The 15,188-nt window shown below is 51.6% G+C and carries 15 protein-coding genes, 1 tRNA gene and 1 pseudogene; 6 read left to right on the top strand and 11 right to left on the bottom strand.

Annotated elements, in window-relative coordinates:
* Positions 1–28: 28 nt before the first annotated feature.
* Positions 29–676: a nitrate/nitrite response regulator protein NarP gene (gene narP / locus ACLD4F_RS06495; RefSeq protein ID WP_001115500.1), complete on the bottom strand. Its 648-nt coding sequence runs from the start codon at positions 674–676 to the stop codon at positions 29–31.
* Positions 677–1,405: 729 nt separating this feature from the next.
* Here narP and pagL point away from each other — a divergent pair.
* Positions 1,406–1,969, top strand: coding sequence for a lipid A 3-O-deacylase PagL (pagL, locus tag ACLD4F_RS06490; RefSeq protein WP_000281868.1), 564 nt, complete (start codon positions 1,406–1,408; stop codon positions 1,967–1,969).
* Positions 1,970–2,161: 192 nt separating this feature from the next.
* Here pagL and ACLD4F_RS06485 read toward each other — a convergent pair whose 3' ends face one another.
* From ACLD4F_RS06485 to ACLD4F_RS06465, 5 genes and pseudogenes are all read right to left on the bottom strand, one after another.
* Positions 2,162–2,350: a DinI-like family protein gene (locus tag ACLD4F_RS06485; protein ID WP_076726893.1), complete on the bottom strand. Its 189-nt coding sequence runs from the start codon at positions 2,348–2,350 to the stop codon at positions 2,162–2,164.
* A pseudogene (locus ACLD4F_RS06480) lies at positions 2,344–2,436 on the bottom strand (hypothetical protein); the annotation flags it as partial. The pseudogene ACLD4F_RS06480 and the gene ACLD4F_RS06485, both read right to left, overlap by 7 nt.
* Positions 2,392–2,468 (bottom strand) — tRNA-Pro (locus tag ACLD4F_RS06475). The pseudogene ACLD4F_RS06480 and the gene ACLD4F_RS06475, both read right to left, overlap by 45 nt.
* 73 nt (positions 2,469–2,541) lie before the next feature.
* Positions 2,542–4,302 carry an LPS biosynthesis-modulating metalloenzyme YejM gene (yejM, locus tag ACLD4F_RS06470; RefSeq protein WP_000256155.1) on the bottom strand — a complete coding sequence of 587 codons (1,761 nt, stop codon included), beginning with the start codon at positions 4,300–4,302 and terminating at the stop codon, positions 2,542–2,544.
* Positions 4,303–4,333: 31 nt separating this feature from the next.
* The gene (locus tag ACLD4F_RS06465) at positions 4,334–4,561 is read right to left on the bottom strand and encodes a YejL family protein (RefSeq protein ID WP_001135904.1); all 228 of its coding nucleotides are present in this window, start codon (positions 4,559–4,561) and stop codon (positions 4,334–4,336) included.
* Between the two features lie 179 nt (positions 4,562–4,740).
* On the opposite strand from ACLD4F_RS06465, the gene yejK reads away from it, so the two are divergent.
* Both yejK and ACLD4F_RS06455 read left to right on the top strand, forming a co-directional pair.
* Positions 4,741–5,748, top strand: coding sequence for a nucleoid-associated protein YejK (gene yejK / locus ACLD4F_RS06460; protein ID WP_079944223.1), 1,008 nt, complete (start codon positions 4,741–4,743; stop codon positions 5,746–5,748).
* 27 nt (positions 5,749–5,775) lie between these two features.
* Positions 5,776–6,396 (top strand): hypothetical protein, encoded by a 621-nt coding sequence (locus ACLD4F_RS06455; protein WP_024797764.1) that lies wholly within the window; start codon positions 5,776–5,778, stop codon positions 6,394–6,396.
* 108 nt (positions 6,397–6,504) lie between these two features.
* On the opposite strand, the gene rplY is transcribed toward ACLD4F_RS06455, so the two are convergent.
* Both rplY and ACLD4F_RS06445 read right to left on the bottom strand, forming a co-directional pair.
* The gene (gene rplY / locus ACLD4F_RS06450; protein ID WP_000494192.1) at positions 6,505–6,789 is read right to left on the bottom strand and encodes a 50S ribosomal protein L25; all 285 of its coding nucleotides are present in this window, start codon (positions 6,787–6,789) and stop codon (positions 6,505–6,507) included.
* Positions 6,790–6,913: 124 nt separating this feature from the next.
* Positions 6,914–8,674 (bottom strand): DEAD/DEAH box helicase, encoded by a 1,761-nt coding sequence (locus ACLD4F_RS06445; RefSeq protein ID WP_000578121.1) that lies wholly within the window; start codon positions 8,672–8,674, stop codon positions 6,914–6,916.
* Between the two features lie 151 nt (positions 8,675–8,825).
* Between ACLD4F_RS06445 and rsuA the strand changes: the two genes are divergently transcribed.
* The 3 genes from rsuA to ACLD4F_RS06430 all read left to right on the top strand — a co-directional run bounded on the left by rsuA (position 8,826) and on the right by ACLD4F_RS06430 (position 11,474).
* Positions 8,826–9,521, top strand: a complete 696-nt coding sequence (gene rsuA, locus ACLD4F_RS06440; protein ID WP_411010737.1) for a 16S rRNA pseudouridine(516) synthase RsuA — start codon at positions 8,826–8,828, stop codon at positions 9,519–9,521.
* 27 nt (positions 9,522–9,548) lie between these two features.
* Entirely contained in the window at positions 9,549–10,739 is a 1,191-nt protein-coding gene (locus tag ACLD4F_RS06435) for a Bcr/CflA family multidrug efflux MFS transporter (protein ID WP_000213349.1), read from the top strand.
* Between the two features lie 390 nt (positions 10,740–11,129).
* Entirely contained in the window at positions 11,130–11,474 is a 345-nt protein-coding gene (locus ACLD4F_RS06430) for a YejG family protein (protein ID WP_001094639.1), read from the top strand.
* 3 nt (positions 11,475–11,477) lie between these two features.
* On the opposite strand, the gene yejF is transcribed toward ACLD4F_RS06430, so the two are convergent.
* The 3 genes from yejF to ACLD4F_RS06415 are packed head-to-tail and all read right to left on the bottom strand — an operon-like array spanning position 11,478 to position 15,188.
* Positions 11,478–13,067 (bottom strand): microcin C ABC transporter ATP-binding protein YejF, encoded by a 1,590-nt coding sequence (gene yejF / locus ACLD4F_RS06425; RefSeq protein ID WP_000203619.1) that lies wholly within the window; start codon positions 13,065–13,067, stop codon positions 11,478–11,480.
* Between the two features lies 1 nt (position 13,068).
* Positions 13,069–14,094, bottom strand: coding sequence for an ABC transporter permease (locus ACLD4F_RS06420; protein ID WP_001137761.1), 1,026 nt, complete (start codon positions 14,092–14,094; stop codon positions 13,069–13,071).
* Positions 14,094–15,188, bottom strand: a complete 1,095-nt coding sequence (locus ACLD4F_RS06415) for a microcin C ABC transporter permease YejB (protein ID WP_000501625.1) — start codon at positions 15,186–15,188, stop codon at positions 14,094–14,096. Before ACLD4F_RS06415 ends, ACLD4F_RS06420 begins: the two co-directional genes overlap by 1 nt.

Raw genomic sequence — 15,188 nt, 5'->3', positions numbered from 1 at the left:
GTGGCGTGGCGCCATCGGGCCTGGCTTGTTACTGCATTCCGCGTGTTTGTAAAAATAGAATGGTCGCCGCGACGCGCGAGCGCACGTTTAGTTTGCGAAGTAGATTACGAATGTGCACCTTAACCGTCTGCTCAGAAATATTCAGTACTGACGCAATCTGTTTGTTAGAAAGCCCCTGCGCCAGCTCATGCAAGACATCTAACTCTCGTTCGGTCAGGATACTAAAGGGATCTTCCTGCGCGCCAAACCGTTCGCGCTCACGCAGATATTCATTGACCCGATCGCTAAAGACTTTACCGCCGTTAGCGCCTTTGCGAATGGCCTCCAGCAGCACTTCCGGATCGCTATCTTTGAGCAGATAACCGTCGGCGCCGGCGTCGATCAGCGCGTAGATGTCGCTGGCGGAATCCGAGACGGTAAGAATAATAATTTGCGCCGTCACACCATCCCGGCGTAGCGCGTTCAGGGTATCTAACCCGCTCAGACCTTTCATATTCAGATCCAGCAGGATCAGATCGGGCTCAATGCGATTCGCCAGATCGATCGCACTCGCCCCGTCACCCGCTTCGGCAACGACATAAAAAGCCGGGTCCAGTTCCAGTAATTGACGAATACCTCGCCGCATAAGTGGATGGTCGTCCACAATAAGCACCTGAAAAGGTGTTACTTCAGGCATGCTATATCTCCTGAGTTTTATTAGAATGATTATTGTTTTCAGCGCGGAAATCGTCCAGATTTGCCACATTGTCAAGCGCGTAAATTTTACCCTAATTAGTGCATGGGTAAGTAGTAAAACCTGTGACAGGCTAGTAATTAGCTGAACGATAGAAAGGATAAAACAACCCGTTGTGAGAGAAAACAGAATACTCCCTGAAGTTGAATACTGGTCTGGACGCTTTTTTCGGACAATGTGACATAACAGAAGTGTGGCATATGTAGCTGCGCCCTTGCCCCCGTAAGTCCAGACTATCTTTCCTGGCAGGAAATTCCTTATTAAAAGTCATAGCGTCTAAAGTTTTTCATTATTAACAAATTATTTTAATTGAATTTATTTATGGTTTTATTAATGCCAATGAAATACATCTGAGCAGAACGAATAAACCGCGACATCTGTTAAATTAAATATTAAGTCAATAGCAGAGGTATTTTTATGCGATAAAGAGATTCTGACGATATTCTTATCATAAATGAAAATGTGGTCAGGAATGAGAGTCATTCACTTATAACTTATCCTGGATGTGCCTGAACAACACTCGCGGCGTTTTGAGCACCCGTTGGGGCGACTCAAGGGGAGAGCGTAGTGTGGATGCTATATCAGCCGTTTCTGTGAGCGTAAGCGTGGCGTAGAAAATTTTAAATATGTTAGCCGGTTAAAAATAACTATTGACATTGAAATGGTGGTGGAGTGTATATGAAGAGAATATTTATATATATATTATTACTTTGTGCATTCGCATGTTCTGCTAATGATAATGTTTTTTTTGGCAAGGGCAACAAGCATCAGATCTCTTTTGCTGCGGGAGAAAGTATAAGAAGAGGAGGGGTTGAGCACTTATATACGGCATTTCTGACATACAGTGAACCCAGCGATTTTTTCTTTTTACAGGCAAGAAATAATCTGGAGTTAGGAGGATTTAAGGCTAAGGGTAGCGATGATTGCAGTAAACATTCTGGCAGCGTTCCCTGCAATAAATATAACCAGGGCGTATTGGGTATCTCGAAGGATGTGGCGCTGGTTCATTTCGCTGGTATCTATACCGGTATTGGTCTGGGGGCTTATATAAAATCTAAGTCGCGAGATGATATGCGTGTCAATTCTGCATTTACCTTTGGAGAAAAAGCGTTTCTTGGCTGGAACTTTGGGGCTTTTTCTACAGAAGCTTATATCCGGCATTTCTCGAATGGATCACTCACGGATAAAAATTCAGGGCATAATTTTGTAGGTGCTTCAATTAGTTATAATTTCTGAAGTTGAATAACAATTAGCGAGTTGCTGGCTGAAGGAGTAATTAATCACCGTACGTTGTCTACAAAAACGTGTTGTGACTAGCCGATCATTATCGGCCCTATGGCGACAGGGAGGCTAATTGTTAGTGACAAAGAAGTGGTAGGCCGTTTACCTTACCAGAACGTTTTATTATTGCTGCGACAGATTGCTTACTCATTTACCTGCCACTGCAAACATTTCTTCCAGCATAGGGTATAGATGCGCTTTTTCTGTTTTAGTACAAAAATGGTTTACGTTATTTGCCTGCATTGACTTTACGTTGACCACTGCACGGGAAAGGTGTCCGATCAGTTCATGCAAAATAACGTCTCTGGCATCAGCTAACTTTTTAATTGCAGGCATAAAAAAACCAGCCCTGAGAGGCTGGTTTTTAAGGGGAATTTTGGTCGGCACGAGAGGATTTGAACCTCCGACCCCCGACACCCCATGACGGTGCGCTACCAGGCTGCGCTACGTGCCGACTTGTGGGTGCTAATACTACCTCTTTCCAACGCGAATGCAAGGGGAAACGGTGCTAACTGATTTATAATTAATCAGTTAGCGATAAAACGTTTCTCTTCTGTTAGCACTTGCAGCAGCAGACTGAGCTGCGGCTTCTGATCTTTGATCTTCTCGCCGTGTAAGTCATAGGTCTGATAATGACCGTTATTATTGAGCACCAGAGTCATTTGCGGCGTCGTGATTGCCAGCGTACTGCCGTCTGCCGCCGTTACCCAGTTATGGCGACGTGGAACGGTAAAGATGTCCTGGCCCTGTGAATATTCGTTCGCTGGCGTGCTGACATGTAACAGGCGTTGCATCAACGTGGTCATCACATCGGTATGATCGGTAAGCACATTAATACGCTGCGCAGGCGTCCCCGGCCAGTGGATCACCAGCGGTACTTGCAGATGACCTTGCGACCAGTCGAAGCGATTTTCTTCCGGCGTCAACGGTATGCCGCGTCCTGCGGTAATGATCACGACGGTATTGTCGAATTTACCGGCCTCTCGCAGCGCGTTCAGAACCCGATTGATTTGCGCATCCACGTCGCTGGCGGCGCTGGCGTAACGCTTAACAAAATTCTTCTGATTACTGTCATCAATGTTAGTACCGTTAAACGATACCCATGAGAACCAGCGGTTATCTTCCTGTGCGTAGCGTCCAAGCCAGTCTATCCACTGGCTGGCCGTTTGCGCATCAGACTGCGTCTGCGCTGTCGGCATCGAGAAATCGGACAGTAATGCCTGACGGTAAAGCGGGCTGGCGAAGCCATCCGAAGAAAACAGTCCCAGTTGGTAGCCTTGCTGATTCAACGCGGTAATGAGCGCCGCAGGGGTTCTGGTGGATAACACGCCATCCATATAGCCTGGCGATATGCCATAGAACAGGCCGAAAATACCGTTATCAGTGGTATTCCCTGAACTCATATGACGGGTGAAGTCGATGTTTTGCTCGGCAAATGTAGCCAGCTCCGGCATCTGCTTCTCAAAGCGAGAATAGTTCAGGCCGTCTACGGTAATGAGCAGCACATTCTGACCGGTGCCCATATCGCGATAGTGCAAATTGCTGAGCGGGTACTGAACGGAGACCGCTTCCGGATTGCCTTGCTCTACCAGACGGCGCTGATATTCCTGCGCATCCAGCAGACCGTGTTTTTCAAGAAAACGTCGCGCCGTCATCGGATAAGAGAGCGGCAGGTTTGCCCGCTGCATGGTAATCGGCCGGTAAAAATTAGCGTCTGCCCAGATGTAGATAAGATGCGATGCGATAAAGGAGACGAAAAAGAATGCCGCAAGCGGCCTTGCGAAATGGCGGCGGCGCGTGAGACTGCGCAGCTTTTGCCAACTCCATGTCGCAAATAGCATCTCAATCAATAAGATAACCGGCACGCTAATAAACATAAGCTGCCAGTCGCGCGCCATTTCGTTCTGGTCAGGGTTGATGACCAGCTCCCAGACAATGGGGTTAAGATGCAGGTGAAAACGGGTAAAGACTTCGCTGTCGATAAGCAACAACGTCATACCCGCGGTCGCCAGAATGGCTGATAAAAACCGCATCAGCCGCTGGGACATCACGATAAACGTGAGCGGAAAAAGAATAAGCAAATAGGTGGCGAACACCAGAAAGCTAAAGTGCCCGACAATGCTCAGGTAGGAGTATATGCGACCCGCAAGCGTTGTCGGCCAGTCGGCGACAAACAGGTAACGGCTGCCGAGCAACGTAGCCAACAGTATATTGAACAGAGCGAACCAGTGCCCCCAGCTAACCATCTGGGAGACTTTTTCACGGTAGCGCTGACGATGAGTTACCATACCTGTCGCTTGTTTCTCCGGAGTCGGCTTTTTAGTGCGCGTTGTCTTCGCTAATCGAAGACTGCAAGGCGCGGGCAAAAGAGTTCGCAATCGCCTGGCGTTGAGCCGGCGCCACGCTGGTGTTGATAAGGTTGGTGACCATATTTCCCAGCACCATCAGGGAAAGATCGGTCGGCGCCTTATGTTTTTCCAGTACACTGAGCAGTTCGCTCAGCAGTTGTTCAACATGTTCATCACTATAGCGGGAGAGTTGTGGCATAAATCAAAATCTGTTTGTTCATGAAAGGGCAACATATTACCGTAGCAACAGTTTTTTTTCTGCATTTTTATCCCCTAAATCATTCGCGTTACGGATAACGCCTGAAATGACAGGGCGATTGCTTGCGTCTTCCGGCAGGCGGTGGTTGAATACCGCCCGGTCTTAAAGGAGAGTTTATCATGAGTCTGGATATCAACCAGATTGCCCTGCACCAGCTTATCAAGCGCGATGAGCAAAATCTTGAGCTGGTCTTGCGCGATTCATTGCTGGAGCCGACAACCACCGTTGTCGAGATGGTGGCTGAACTGCATCGGGTCTATAGCGCCAAGAATAAGGCGTATGGCCTGTTTAGCGAAGAGAGTGAACTGGCGCAAGCGCTGCGGTTGCAACGTCAGGGGGAAGAAGATTTTCTTGCTTTTAGCCGGGCGGCGACCGGACGCCTGCGTGACGAACTGGCGAAATATCCCTTTGCGGACGGCGGCATTGTATTGTTCTGCCATTATCGTTACCTGGCGGTGGAGTATCTGCTGGTTACGGTACTGAACAACCTGAGCAGTATGCGGGTCAATGAAAATCTGGACATTAACCCGACGCATTATCTTGATATTAACCATGCGGATATCGTGGCGCGTATCGATCTTACCGAGTGGGAAACTAATCCGCAATCGACCCGCTATCTGACGTTCCTGAAAGGTCGGGTAGGGCGCAAGGTCGCTGACTTCTTTATGGATTTCCTCGGTGCCAGCGAAGGGTTGAACGCCAAAGCGCAGAATCGCGGCCTGTTGCAGGCAGTGGATGATTTCACCGCAGAAGCGCAGTTGGATAAAGCGGAACGTCAGAACGTGCGTCAGCAGGTGTACAGCTACTGCAACGAGCAGTTACAAGCCGGGGAAGAGATTGAGCTGGAATCGCTGTCTAAAGAGCTTTCCGGCGTCAGTGAAGTCAGCTTCAGCGAATTTACCGCCGAAAAAGGCTATGAGCTGGAAGAGAGCTTTCCGGCGGATCGCAGTACGCTGCGCCAGCTAACCAAATATGCCGGCAGCGGCGGCGGGTTAACGATTAACTTTGATGCGATGCTGCTGGGCGAGCGGATTTTCTGGGACCCGGCGACCGATACCCTGACTATCAAAGGGACGCCGCCGAATCTGCGCGACCAGTTGCAGCGACGCTCGTCGGGCGGGAAATAAAGGCATACGACATAAAAGGACGCCGTAGTGAGTAAAGGAATACGTCAGAAGCCGCCTGTTAATTTCAGTTTATTTCGGCAGGTTTTGTATGCGCACATTGTCGCATTTTTGATGATGTTGGTGCTCGGCATGGTGTTCACCGTTCTCTCGTTGGTACTGTTTTATACTTATGGCGCCAACTGGTTACTGAGCTTGTTCATATGCCCGCTGTTCTTGTTAAGTGGTTTATTCATTACTGGATTTGCTTTTAAATCAACCTGGTCCAGCATACGTTACTATTACGACAAGGGGCAGTTGAAACGGTATGGACTCAATCTTGATGCAACTTTGACGCATAAAGAGAAGGTGGAAATATGCATCGATAATGCAAAGCGTCAAGTGCGTGTAGATGAACTGGAGCTCCATGTCTTATTTGATTTTCAGTTTGATAGCAAGACATGGAGCTGCGGCGACTTACTGACCAATGAAAAGGTATTTGATGCGTTGAATGACGGGCAAACGATACCAATACGAATTTTGCCATGGAAACCAGAAAGTGCCAGCGTTCGTCAACGGGCATTATTCAATCGGCTTAAAGGTATGAATACCGCGGCGGAAACTACAGATCCTCGATTAGGGGAGGCGCTAATTGAATATGGCGAGGTGTAAGAAAGCAGAAAAGCAAAGTGGGTTCTCGTTGCTCTGCATGTCGTCAAATTCAATTAAACGCATAAAAAAACCCCGCCGGGGCGGGGTTTTTCTTCAACTTCCAGGCGATTACGCGCGAACGAAGTCGATGTGAGTCAGCTTCGGTTTGTAAGCGTGACGCTGTACAGCCTGAGCTTTAACTTTTACTTCTTTACCGTCAACAACGAGGGTCAGAACTTCGCTGTAGAATTCAGCTTTAGCTTGCATGTTCATCACCTGGTCGTGGTCCAGTTCGATAGCAATCGGGGCTTCAGAACCGCCGTAGATGATTGCCGGGAACTTGTTAGCGGCGCGCAGGCGGCGGCTCGCACCCTTACCCTGCTCTTTACGTACTTCTGCGTTGATAGTAAACATTTAAATCTCTCTTTAATAATTCCTGCTACAGGCGACCCAGCAACAGGTAAGTGATCTGCTTTGCGTATGCAAAGGCGGGCGGGATTCTATACTCAAATCGCCGTTACATCAATGAAAAGTACAATTAACCACGTAATTCGTGCGCCCGGCGGAAGCGGCCTTCATAGTCGAACACTTTTTCACGCACCTGCCAGTACTGGCCTTTCATCCGCGCGACCACAAAATCGGGATGCCGCAACAGCGCCTGCTGCGCGACAATATCCGCCGCCGTGATCCAGCGTAAAGGAACGCCGGGCGTGCGGGTATGCGGGCGAATAAATAGCTGTTCGAAAGCGGTACGCTGGGCGGGCGTGTGCAAGCGGAAGCGCTCACTGACATCCGCGCCGTCCTCGTCATAGTAAGTGATTTTCAGCCATTCGCCTTTCTCATCCTGCCCATGCTGCATCGTCATTCCGCTACAGCGCAGGACTAACGCATCCTTGAGCCTGAGCGCCGCTTTTAACATATCGTCCGGGTCGACCAGAATGGCGTCACATTCCCGGCAGCGTCGGGCGGCAATATCGTTTTCGGCATTACACTGCGGGCAGTTTTTGAAGCGAAAGCGAAAATCGCACTGCTCGCGATGGCCGTCGTCATCCTCAAACCAGCCCTGGCAGCGACGGCCAAAGTGTTCAATCAGCGTGCCGTCGGCAGTGGTTTTCCCCCAGAAGGTGTTGGCAAAGCCGCAGGCCGGGCAAAATACCTGGACAGGAACGTTATCGCTTTTTCCCTTCGGGCTACCGACCTCCGGGGCATACAGGTCGTGCGGGTTGCCAGCGTAATCAAGAATCAGGCAATCGGTCTTTCCCGGCGCAAGGCGCAGACCACGCCCGACAATTTGTTGGTAAAGACTAACTGACTCCGTGGGACGTAGAATCGCGATGAGATCAACGTGTGGGGCGTCAAAGCCGGTGGTCAGCACCGAGACGTTAACCAGATAGCGAAAACGCTGCGCCTTGAAATTATCAATCAGCGCGTCGCGCTCGGGCCCTGGCGTATCGCCGGTAATCAGCGCCGCGTCGTCCGCCGGAAGCAGACCGACAATCTCTTTCGCATGTTCGACCGTGGCGGCGAAAATCATCACGCCTTTGCGCGTTTGCGCAAATTCCATAATCTGGCTGATGATGTGCGGCGTAATCCGCTGCTGCTTTTTCAGCTCGCGGTTCAGGTCGGCTTCGCTGAACAGCCCATTGCTTTGGGCCTGCAGGCGGCTGAAATCGTATTGGACCACTGGCATATCAAGCCGCTCAGGCGGCGTCAGATAGCCGTGTTTAATCATATAGCGCAGCGGCAGTTCATAAATACAGTCGCGAAACAGAGCGTTGTCGTTGCCGCGCACCATACCGTGATAATGAAATTGATAAATCCAGCCTTTTCCGAGGCGAAAAGGCGTGGCGGTTAGCCCAAGCAGACGTAAGTGAGGATTAACTTTACTCAGGTGAGTGAGGATTTGCTGATACTGACTGTCTTCATCGTCACCGATGCGGTGGCATTCATCGACAATCAACAGCGAAAACTCCTCCTGGAAGGCGTCAAGATTACGCGCCACCGACTGTACGCTGCCGAACACGACTTTGCCCTGACTCTCTTTACGTTTGAGTCCGGCGGCGAAAATATCCGCTTCCAGCCCCAGCGCGCAATATTTGGCGTGGTTCTGCGCGACCAGCTCTTTCACATGCGCCAGCACCAGTACCCGTCCGCGGGCGACGCGCGCCAGTTCGGCGATCACCAGGCTTTTACCTGCGCCGGTCGGCAGAACAATCACGGCGGGCGTACGGTGGCGGCGAAAGTGGCTGAGCGTGGCGTCTACAGCTTCTTGCTGGTAGGGGCGGAGTGTAAAAATCATGGTCTCACTACGTTAAACGGTTCCGGGAATAGTATGCCATGAATCATTTCCCTTGAGGGATATAGTTAGCCCGCTATACTGAGCGGATAGCAATTCCCTTTTTTCGGGTAGAATGCCCGATTTCCGTATTATTACAGGCTAAATCACACACATGCGACTTGATAAATTTATCGCTCAGCAGCTTGGCGTCAGCCGCGCTATTGCCGGGCGTGAAATTCGTGGTAACCGCGTTACCGTCGATGGCGACATCATTAAAAATGCGGCCTTCAAACTGCTCCCGGAACATGCGGTTGCGTATGACGGCAATCCCTTAGCGCAGCAACACGGGCCACGCTATTTTATGCTTAACAAGCCGCAGGGATACGTTTGTTCAACCGATGATCCCGATCATCCAACGGTGCTGTATTTCCTGGATGAGCCGGTGGCGTATAAGCTGTATGCCGCAGGACGTCTGGATATCGATACTACCGGTCTGGTGTTAATGACAGATGACGGTCAGTGGTCGCACCGTATTACGTCGCCGCGCCATCACTGTGAAAAAACCTATCTGGTGACCCTGGAGTCGCCGGTGGCCGACGATACGGCAGCGCAATTTGCGAAAGGCGTGCAGTTGCATAATGAAAAAGATCTCACTAAACCCGCTACGCTGGAGGTGATAACGCCTGTGCAGGTCCGTCTGACCATCAGCGAAGGCCGTTATCATCAGGTGAAGCGGATGTTTGCCGCAGTAGGCAATCGCGTTCTGGAACTGCACCGCGAACGGATTGGCGCCATTACGCTGGATGAGAATCTGGCTCCCGGCGAGTACCGCCCGTTGACTGAAGAAGAAATCGCCAGCGTCGGCTAACTATCTCGTTAAATTCAGGAGTTCGATGTGACCACCCGGCAGCACTCTTCCTTTGCCATTGTCTTTATCCTTGGCCTGTTGGCCATGTTAATGCCGCTGTCGATTGATATGTATCTTCCAGCGCTGCCGGTGATTTCTGCGCAATTCGGCGTGCCTGCCGGTAGCGCGCAGATGACGCTCAGCACCTATATTTTGGGGTTTGCGCTGGGTCAGCTTATCTATGGACCGATGGCGGATAGCCTCGGGCGTAAGCCGGTCATCCTGGGCGGGACGCTGGTATTTGCCGCTGCGGCGGTCGCCTGTGCGTTGGCGCAGACTATCGATCAACTGATCGTGATGCGTTTCTTTCACGGTTTGGCGGCCGCGGCGGCAAGCGTCGTCATCAATGCGCTGATGCGGGATATTTATCCAAAGGAAGAGTTTTCGCGCATGATGTCATTTGTCATGCTGGTCACTACGATAGCGCCGTTAATGGCGCCCATTGTTGGCGGCTGGGTGTTGGTATGGTTAAGCTGGCACTATATCTTCTGGATACTGGCCATTGCGGCGATTCTGGCGTCAGTCATGATCTTTGCTCTGATTAAAGAGACGCTGCCCGTTGAGCGGCGTCAGCCTTTTCATATTCGTACCACAATAGGTAACTTTGCGGCGTTGTTTCGCCACAAACGCGTACTGAGCTATATGCTGGCGAGCGGGTTTAGTTTTGCCGGTATGTTCTCTTTTTTGAGCGCGGGGCCGTTTGTCTATATCGAAATTAATCATGTTCCGCCGCAAGATTTCGGCTACTACTTCGCGTTGAACATCGTATTTCTGTTTGTGATGACGATTATCAACAGCCGTTTTGTCAGACGGGTAGGGGCGCTAAACATGTTTCGGGCCGGGCTATGGATTCAGTTTGCGATGGCGGTGTGGATGGTTTTCAGCGCGCTGATGGGCATTGGATTCTGGGCGCTGGTGGTCGGCGTTGCGGCGTTTGTCGGCTGTGTGTCGATGGTTTCGTCCAATGCGATGGCGGTCATTTTGGATGAGTTTCCGCATATGGCCGGAACGGCGTCTTCGTTGGCGGGCACTTTCCGCTTTGGTATTGGCGCTATCGTCGGCGCGTTGCTGTCGCTGGCTACCTTTACCAGTGCGTGGCCGATGATTTGGTCGATTGCGCTTTGCGCCGCCTGTTCCATTCTGTTTTATCTCTACGCCAGCCGTCCCAAAAAACGGTGACGGGCGCGCTGTCCCTCAATGGCGCCGAAGAATGCGCAGGCGGCGTTGGGGGACGCTATCCGCTACACGATGGCAAAGCCAAACGGCTTTCATAGTTGATGTATATCAATTACCAATTCATCATTTTCCTCCTTTATGTTTATTTTATGTAAAATCCATTTATGTAAAAAGTCACATCATTGTAGTTAAAAAGGTTGAGTTAGATCGCAGAAACGGGTACATATAGCCCGCCGCTATCTCCGCGTCGGTAAAACTATTTTAACTCCCGCTTGCTGTAGAGCCACTGACGGAGAGAAGGGCGTTAGCAATCTGTTTAAGGACGGGTTGTCAATGATGTGTTAATATAAATGTAAGTAAATTGTGAAGTAATTGTGCTTCCGGGGAAAGAAAGTGAATACATTACAGCTCTCAATTGTTCACCGTCTGCCGCAAAACTATCGCTGGTCGGCGGGTTTTGCGGGGTCAAAGGTTGAACCGATTCCGCAAAACGGGCAGAGCACCGAGAATAGTCTGGTGGCGCTTAAACTGTTGAGTCCGGCAGGCGATAGCGCGTGGTCAGTGATGCATAAGCTCAGCCAGGCGCTAAGCGATATTGAAGTTCCTTGCTCCGTGCTGGAGTGCGAAGGGGAACCGTGCCTGTTCGTTAATCGTCAGGATGAGTTTGCCGCCACCTGTCGGCTGAAAAATTTCGGCGTGGCGATAGCGGAACCTTTTTCTAACAATAATCCTTTTTAGGCGTCAGCTTAACGCGAGTAGCTGACGCGTATAGGCCTGTTGCGGTGCGGTAAACACGCGCTCGCATTGCCCCTGTTCAACCACCTCCCCCTGTCGCAGCACGATAACCTGATGGCACAGCGCGCGTACTACATGCAGATCGTGGCTAATGAAGATATAGGCCAGACGGTGCTTTTGCTGGAGCGATTTCAGGAGGGCAAGAATCTGCGCCTGAACGGTTTTATCCAGCGATGAGGTCGGTTCATCCAGAATAATAAGCGACGGTTTTAAAATCAGCGCCCTGGCGACGGCGATACGTTGACGCTGGCCGCCGGAAAACTCAGCGGGGTAACGATGCCGTGTTTCCGGGTCCAGGCCGACTTCCATCATGACCGCTTTCACCTGCTGTTCGCGCTGCGCGCCTGAAAGCGTAGGCTGGTGGACGCGCAGGCCTTCTTCGATAATTTGCAACACGTTTAAACGCGGGTTTAGCGATGAGTTCGGATCCTGGAATACGACCTGGATACGGTGGCGAACAGGTAAAAGCTGGCGGCGGTTTAACGTATCCAGCGATTGACCGTCAAACACGATGCGGCCTTCGGAGCGGATAAGCCGTAACAGCGCCAGACCGGTGGTACTTTTTCCCGATCCTGACTCGCCGACCAGACCCAGCGTTTCGCCTGGATGCAGGGTGAAACTGATATTGTTAACCACCACATTATGATCCACGACGCGCTTCAGAATGCCTTTGCGGATCGGGAAGGCGACGCGCAGCCTGTCCACTTCCAGCAACGGCGTCTGCCCGGCGGGGAGCGGAACCGGATCGCCTGTGGGTTCGCTGTTGAGGAGTTTTTGCGTGTACGGATGGGTCGGCGCGGAGAGCAGCGTGTCGGCGCGTTGGTTCTCTACGCACTTGCCGTGTTGCATTACCGCCACTGAATCCGCCAGTTTTTTTACAATGCTGAGGTTATGGGTGATAAACAGCAATCCCATATTGAGCTCGCGCTGGAGTTCCCGCAGTAGAGATAAAATCTGCGCCTGTACGGAGACGTCGAGGGCGGTGGTCGGCTCATCGGCGATCAGTAATTCCGGCCGTGTTAACAGCGCCATGGCTATCATGACGCGCTGGCGTTCGCCGCCGGAAAGCTGATGAGGATAATCGCGCAGACGCTGGCTCGCCTGGCGGATACCGACCCGATCCAGACAACCGATCATCTCCGCCCTTGCCGCCTCCCGACGCATTCCCCGATGGAGCGACAGCACTTCATAGAGCTGTTTTTCCAGCGTATGCAGCGGGTTAAGTGAAACCATCGGTTCCTGAAAAATCATGGCGATTTTATTGCCGCGCACGCCGCGTAGCGTCTGCTCGCTGGCATGAAGCAATGATTCGCCGTGAAAGCGAATATCGCCGGAGAGGTAGACGGCGGGAGGGGTAGGCAAAAGACGCAGAATAGAAAGCGCCGTCACGCTTTTTCCTGACCCGGACTCGCCGACCAGCGCCAGCGTTTCCCCGGCGTTCACCTGTAACGAAATGGCGTTAACGACAGGACGCACGTGCTGTTGCTGACGGAAACCTACCGATAAATTTTCAATCGCAAGCAATGGAGATGTCATCTTATACCGCCTTAGCAGGATCAAAGGCGTCGCGTACCGCTTCGCCGATAAAAATCAGCAGCGATAGCAGAATGGCGACAGACAGAAAGGCGGCGATCCCCAGCCAGGGAGCCTGTAAGTTGTTTTTCCCCTGTAAAAGAAGTTCGCCGAGAGAAGGGGAGCCAAGCGGCAGACCAAATCCCAGAAAATCCAGCGACGTCAGGGTGGTGATGGAACTACATAAAATGAACGGTAAAAATGTCAGGGTAGCGACCATCGCATTAGGCAACATATGGCGCAGGATAATGTCACGATCGCTGACGCCAAGCGCCTGCGCGGCGCGGATATAGTCAAAATTGCGGGTCCGTAAAAATTCGGCGCGCACCACGCCCACCAGACTCATCCAGCCAAACAGTACGGTTATGGCCAGCAGCCACCAGAAGTTAGGCTGCACTACGCTGGAAAGTAAAATAATCAGAAACAGGGTCGGCATCCCCGACCAGACTTCGATGAGACGTTGTCCCCATAAATCGACTTTGCCGCCATAATAGCCCTGTAGCGCGCCCGCCAGTACGCCCATGACGCTGGAGCAAATCGTTAACATCAGACCGAATAAAATAGAAATGCGGGTGCCGTACAGGATGCGGGCGAAAACGTCGCCGCCATTCGCATCGGTGCCCAGCCAGTTTTTCGCCGAAGGCGGGGAGGGGAAAGGCTGCGTGGTGGCAAAATTAATGGTATTGGCGCCAAAGCGTACGGGGGCCCACAACACCCAGCCCCGATTCTCAAGCTGCCGTTGTAGCCAGGGGTCCTGATAGTCTGCCGTTGTCGCCAGCGGGCCGCCGAAATCGCGCTCGCTGTAATTTTTTACCAGCGGAAAATACCACTGGCCTTCATAGCGCACCAGCAATGGCTTATCGTTAGCAATCAGTTCCGCGCATAAGCTCAGGCTGAACACTACCAGGAAAATCCATAGTGACCAGTAGCCCCGGCGATTATGGCGGAAACGCGCCCAGCGGGCCTGATTGACCGGGCTTAATCGCGGCATTATCGTCCCTCAAAATCAATGCGTGGATCGACCAGCGTATAGCTGATATCGCTCAGGATATTCAGTAATAAGCCAATCAGGGTAAAGATATAAAGCGTGCCGAACATCACCGGATAGTCGCGCGAAACGGTTGCTTCATAACCCAGCAGCCCCAGGCCGTTGAGCGAGAACATGACTTCAATTAGCAACGAGCCGGTGAAAAACATACTGATAAAAGTGGCGGGAAACCCGGCGATCACCAGCAGCATGGCGTTACGAAAAACATGTTTCCAGAGAATGTTTTTTTCACTCACGCCTTTAGCGCGAGCGGTAACGACATACTGTTTACGCACCTCGTCGAGAAACGAATTTTTCGTCAGCATCGTCAGGGCGGCAAAACCGCCGATGACGGTCGCCAACACCGGTAGCGTAATATGCCACAAATAATCGGTGATTTTCTGGTACCACGGTAACGTGTCAAAGTTGGGGGAGACCAGGCCACGTAGCGGAAAGATATCGTAGTAGCTGCCGCCGGCAAAAAAGACGATTAATAAAATAGCGAACAGAAAGGCGGGGATCGCATAACCAATAATGATAAACGCGCTGCTCCACACATCAAAGCGACTGCCGTTATGGACGGCTTTGCGGATCCCCAGCGGGATAGACACCAGATAAATAATCAGCGTGCTCCATAATCCCAGGGTAATGGAGACGGGAAGGCTATCTTTGATCAGCGTTAGTACGGATGCGCTGCGAAACAGACTGTCGCCGAAGTCAAAAGAGAGATAGTCCCGTAGCATCTTGAAATAACGCTCATGCAGCGGTTTGTCGAAGCCGTAGCGATGGGTGATCTCCGCGATCACCTCCGGATCGAGTCCGCGGCCGCCGCGATAATGGCTGTCGCTGATATTGCCGACGCCGGTTTGCGCATGACTGGCGCGAACGCCTTCGCCGCTGGCACCGGGCAACGCGCCGCCCTGACCAAATTCAATCGCGGCAATCGCCTGATCGACAGGGCCGCCGGGAGCGATCTGCACGATAAAAAAGTTAATGGTAATAATGGCCCATAGCGTGGGGATCACCAGTAACAGACGGCGGATAAGATAGGCGCCCAT

It is taken from the genome of Salmonella sp. 741265050_HSA, from assembly GCF_046569445.1.
GTDB classification, from domain to species: Bacteria; Pseudomonadota; Gammaproteobacteria; order Enterobacterales; family Enterobacteriaceae; genus Salmonella; species Salmonella enterica.
The sequence above is the reverse complement of the archived record's forward strand: the minus strand, read 5'-3'. Positions and strand labels throughout refer to the sequence as shown.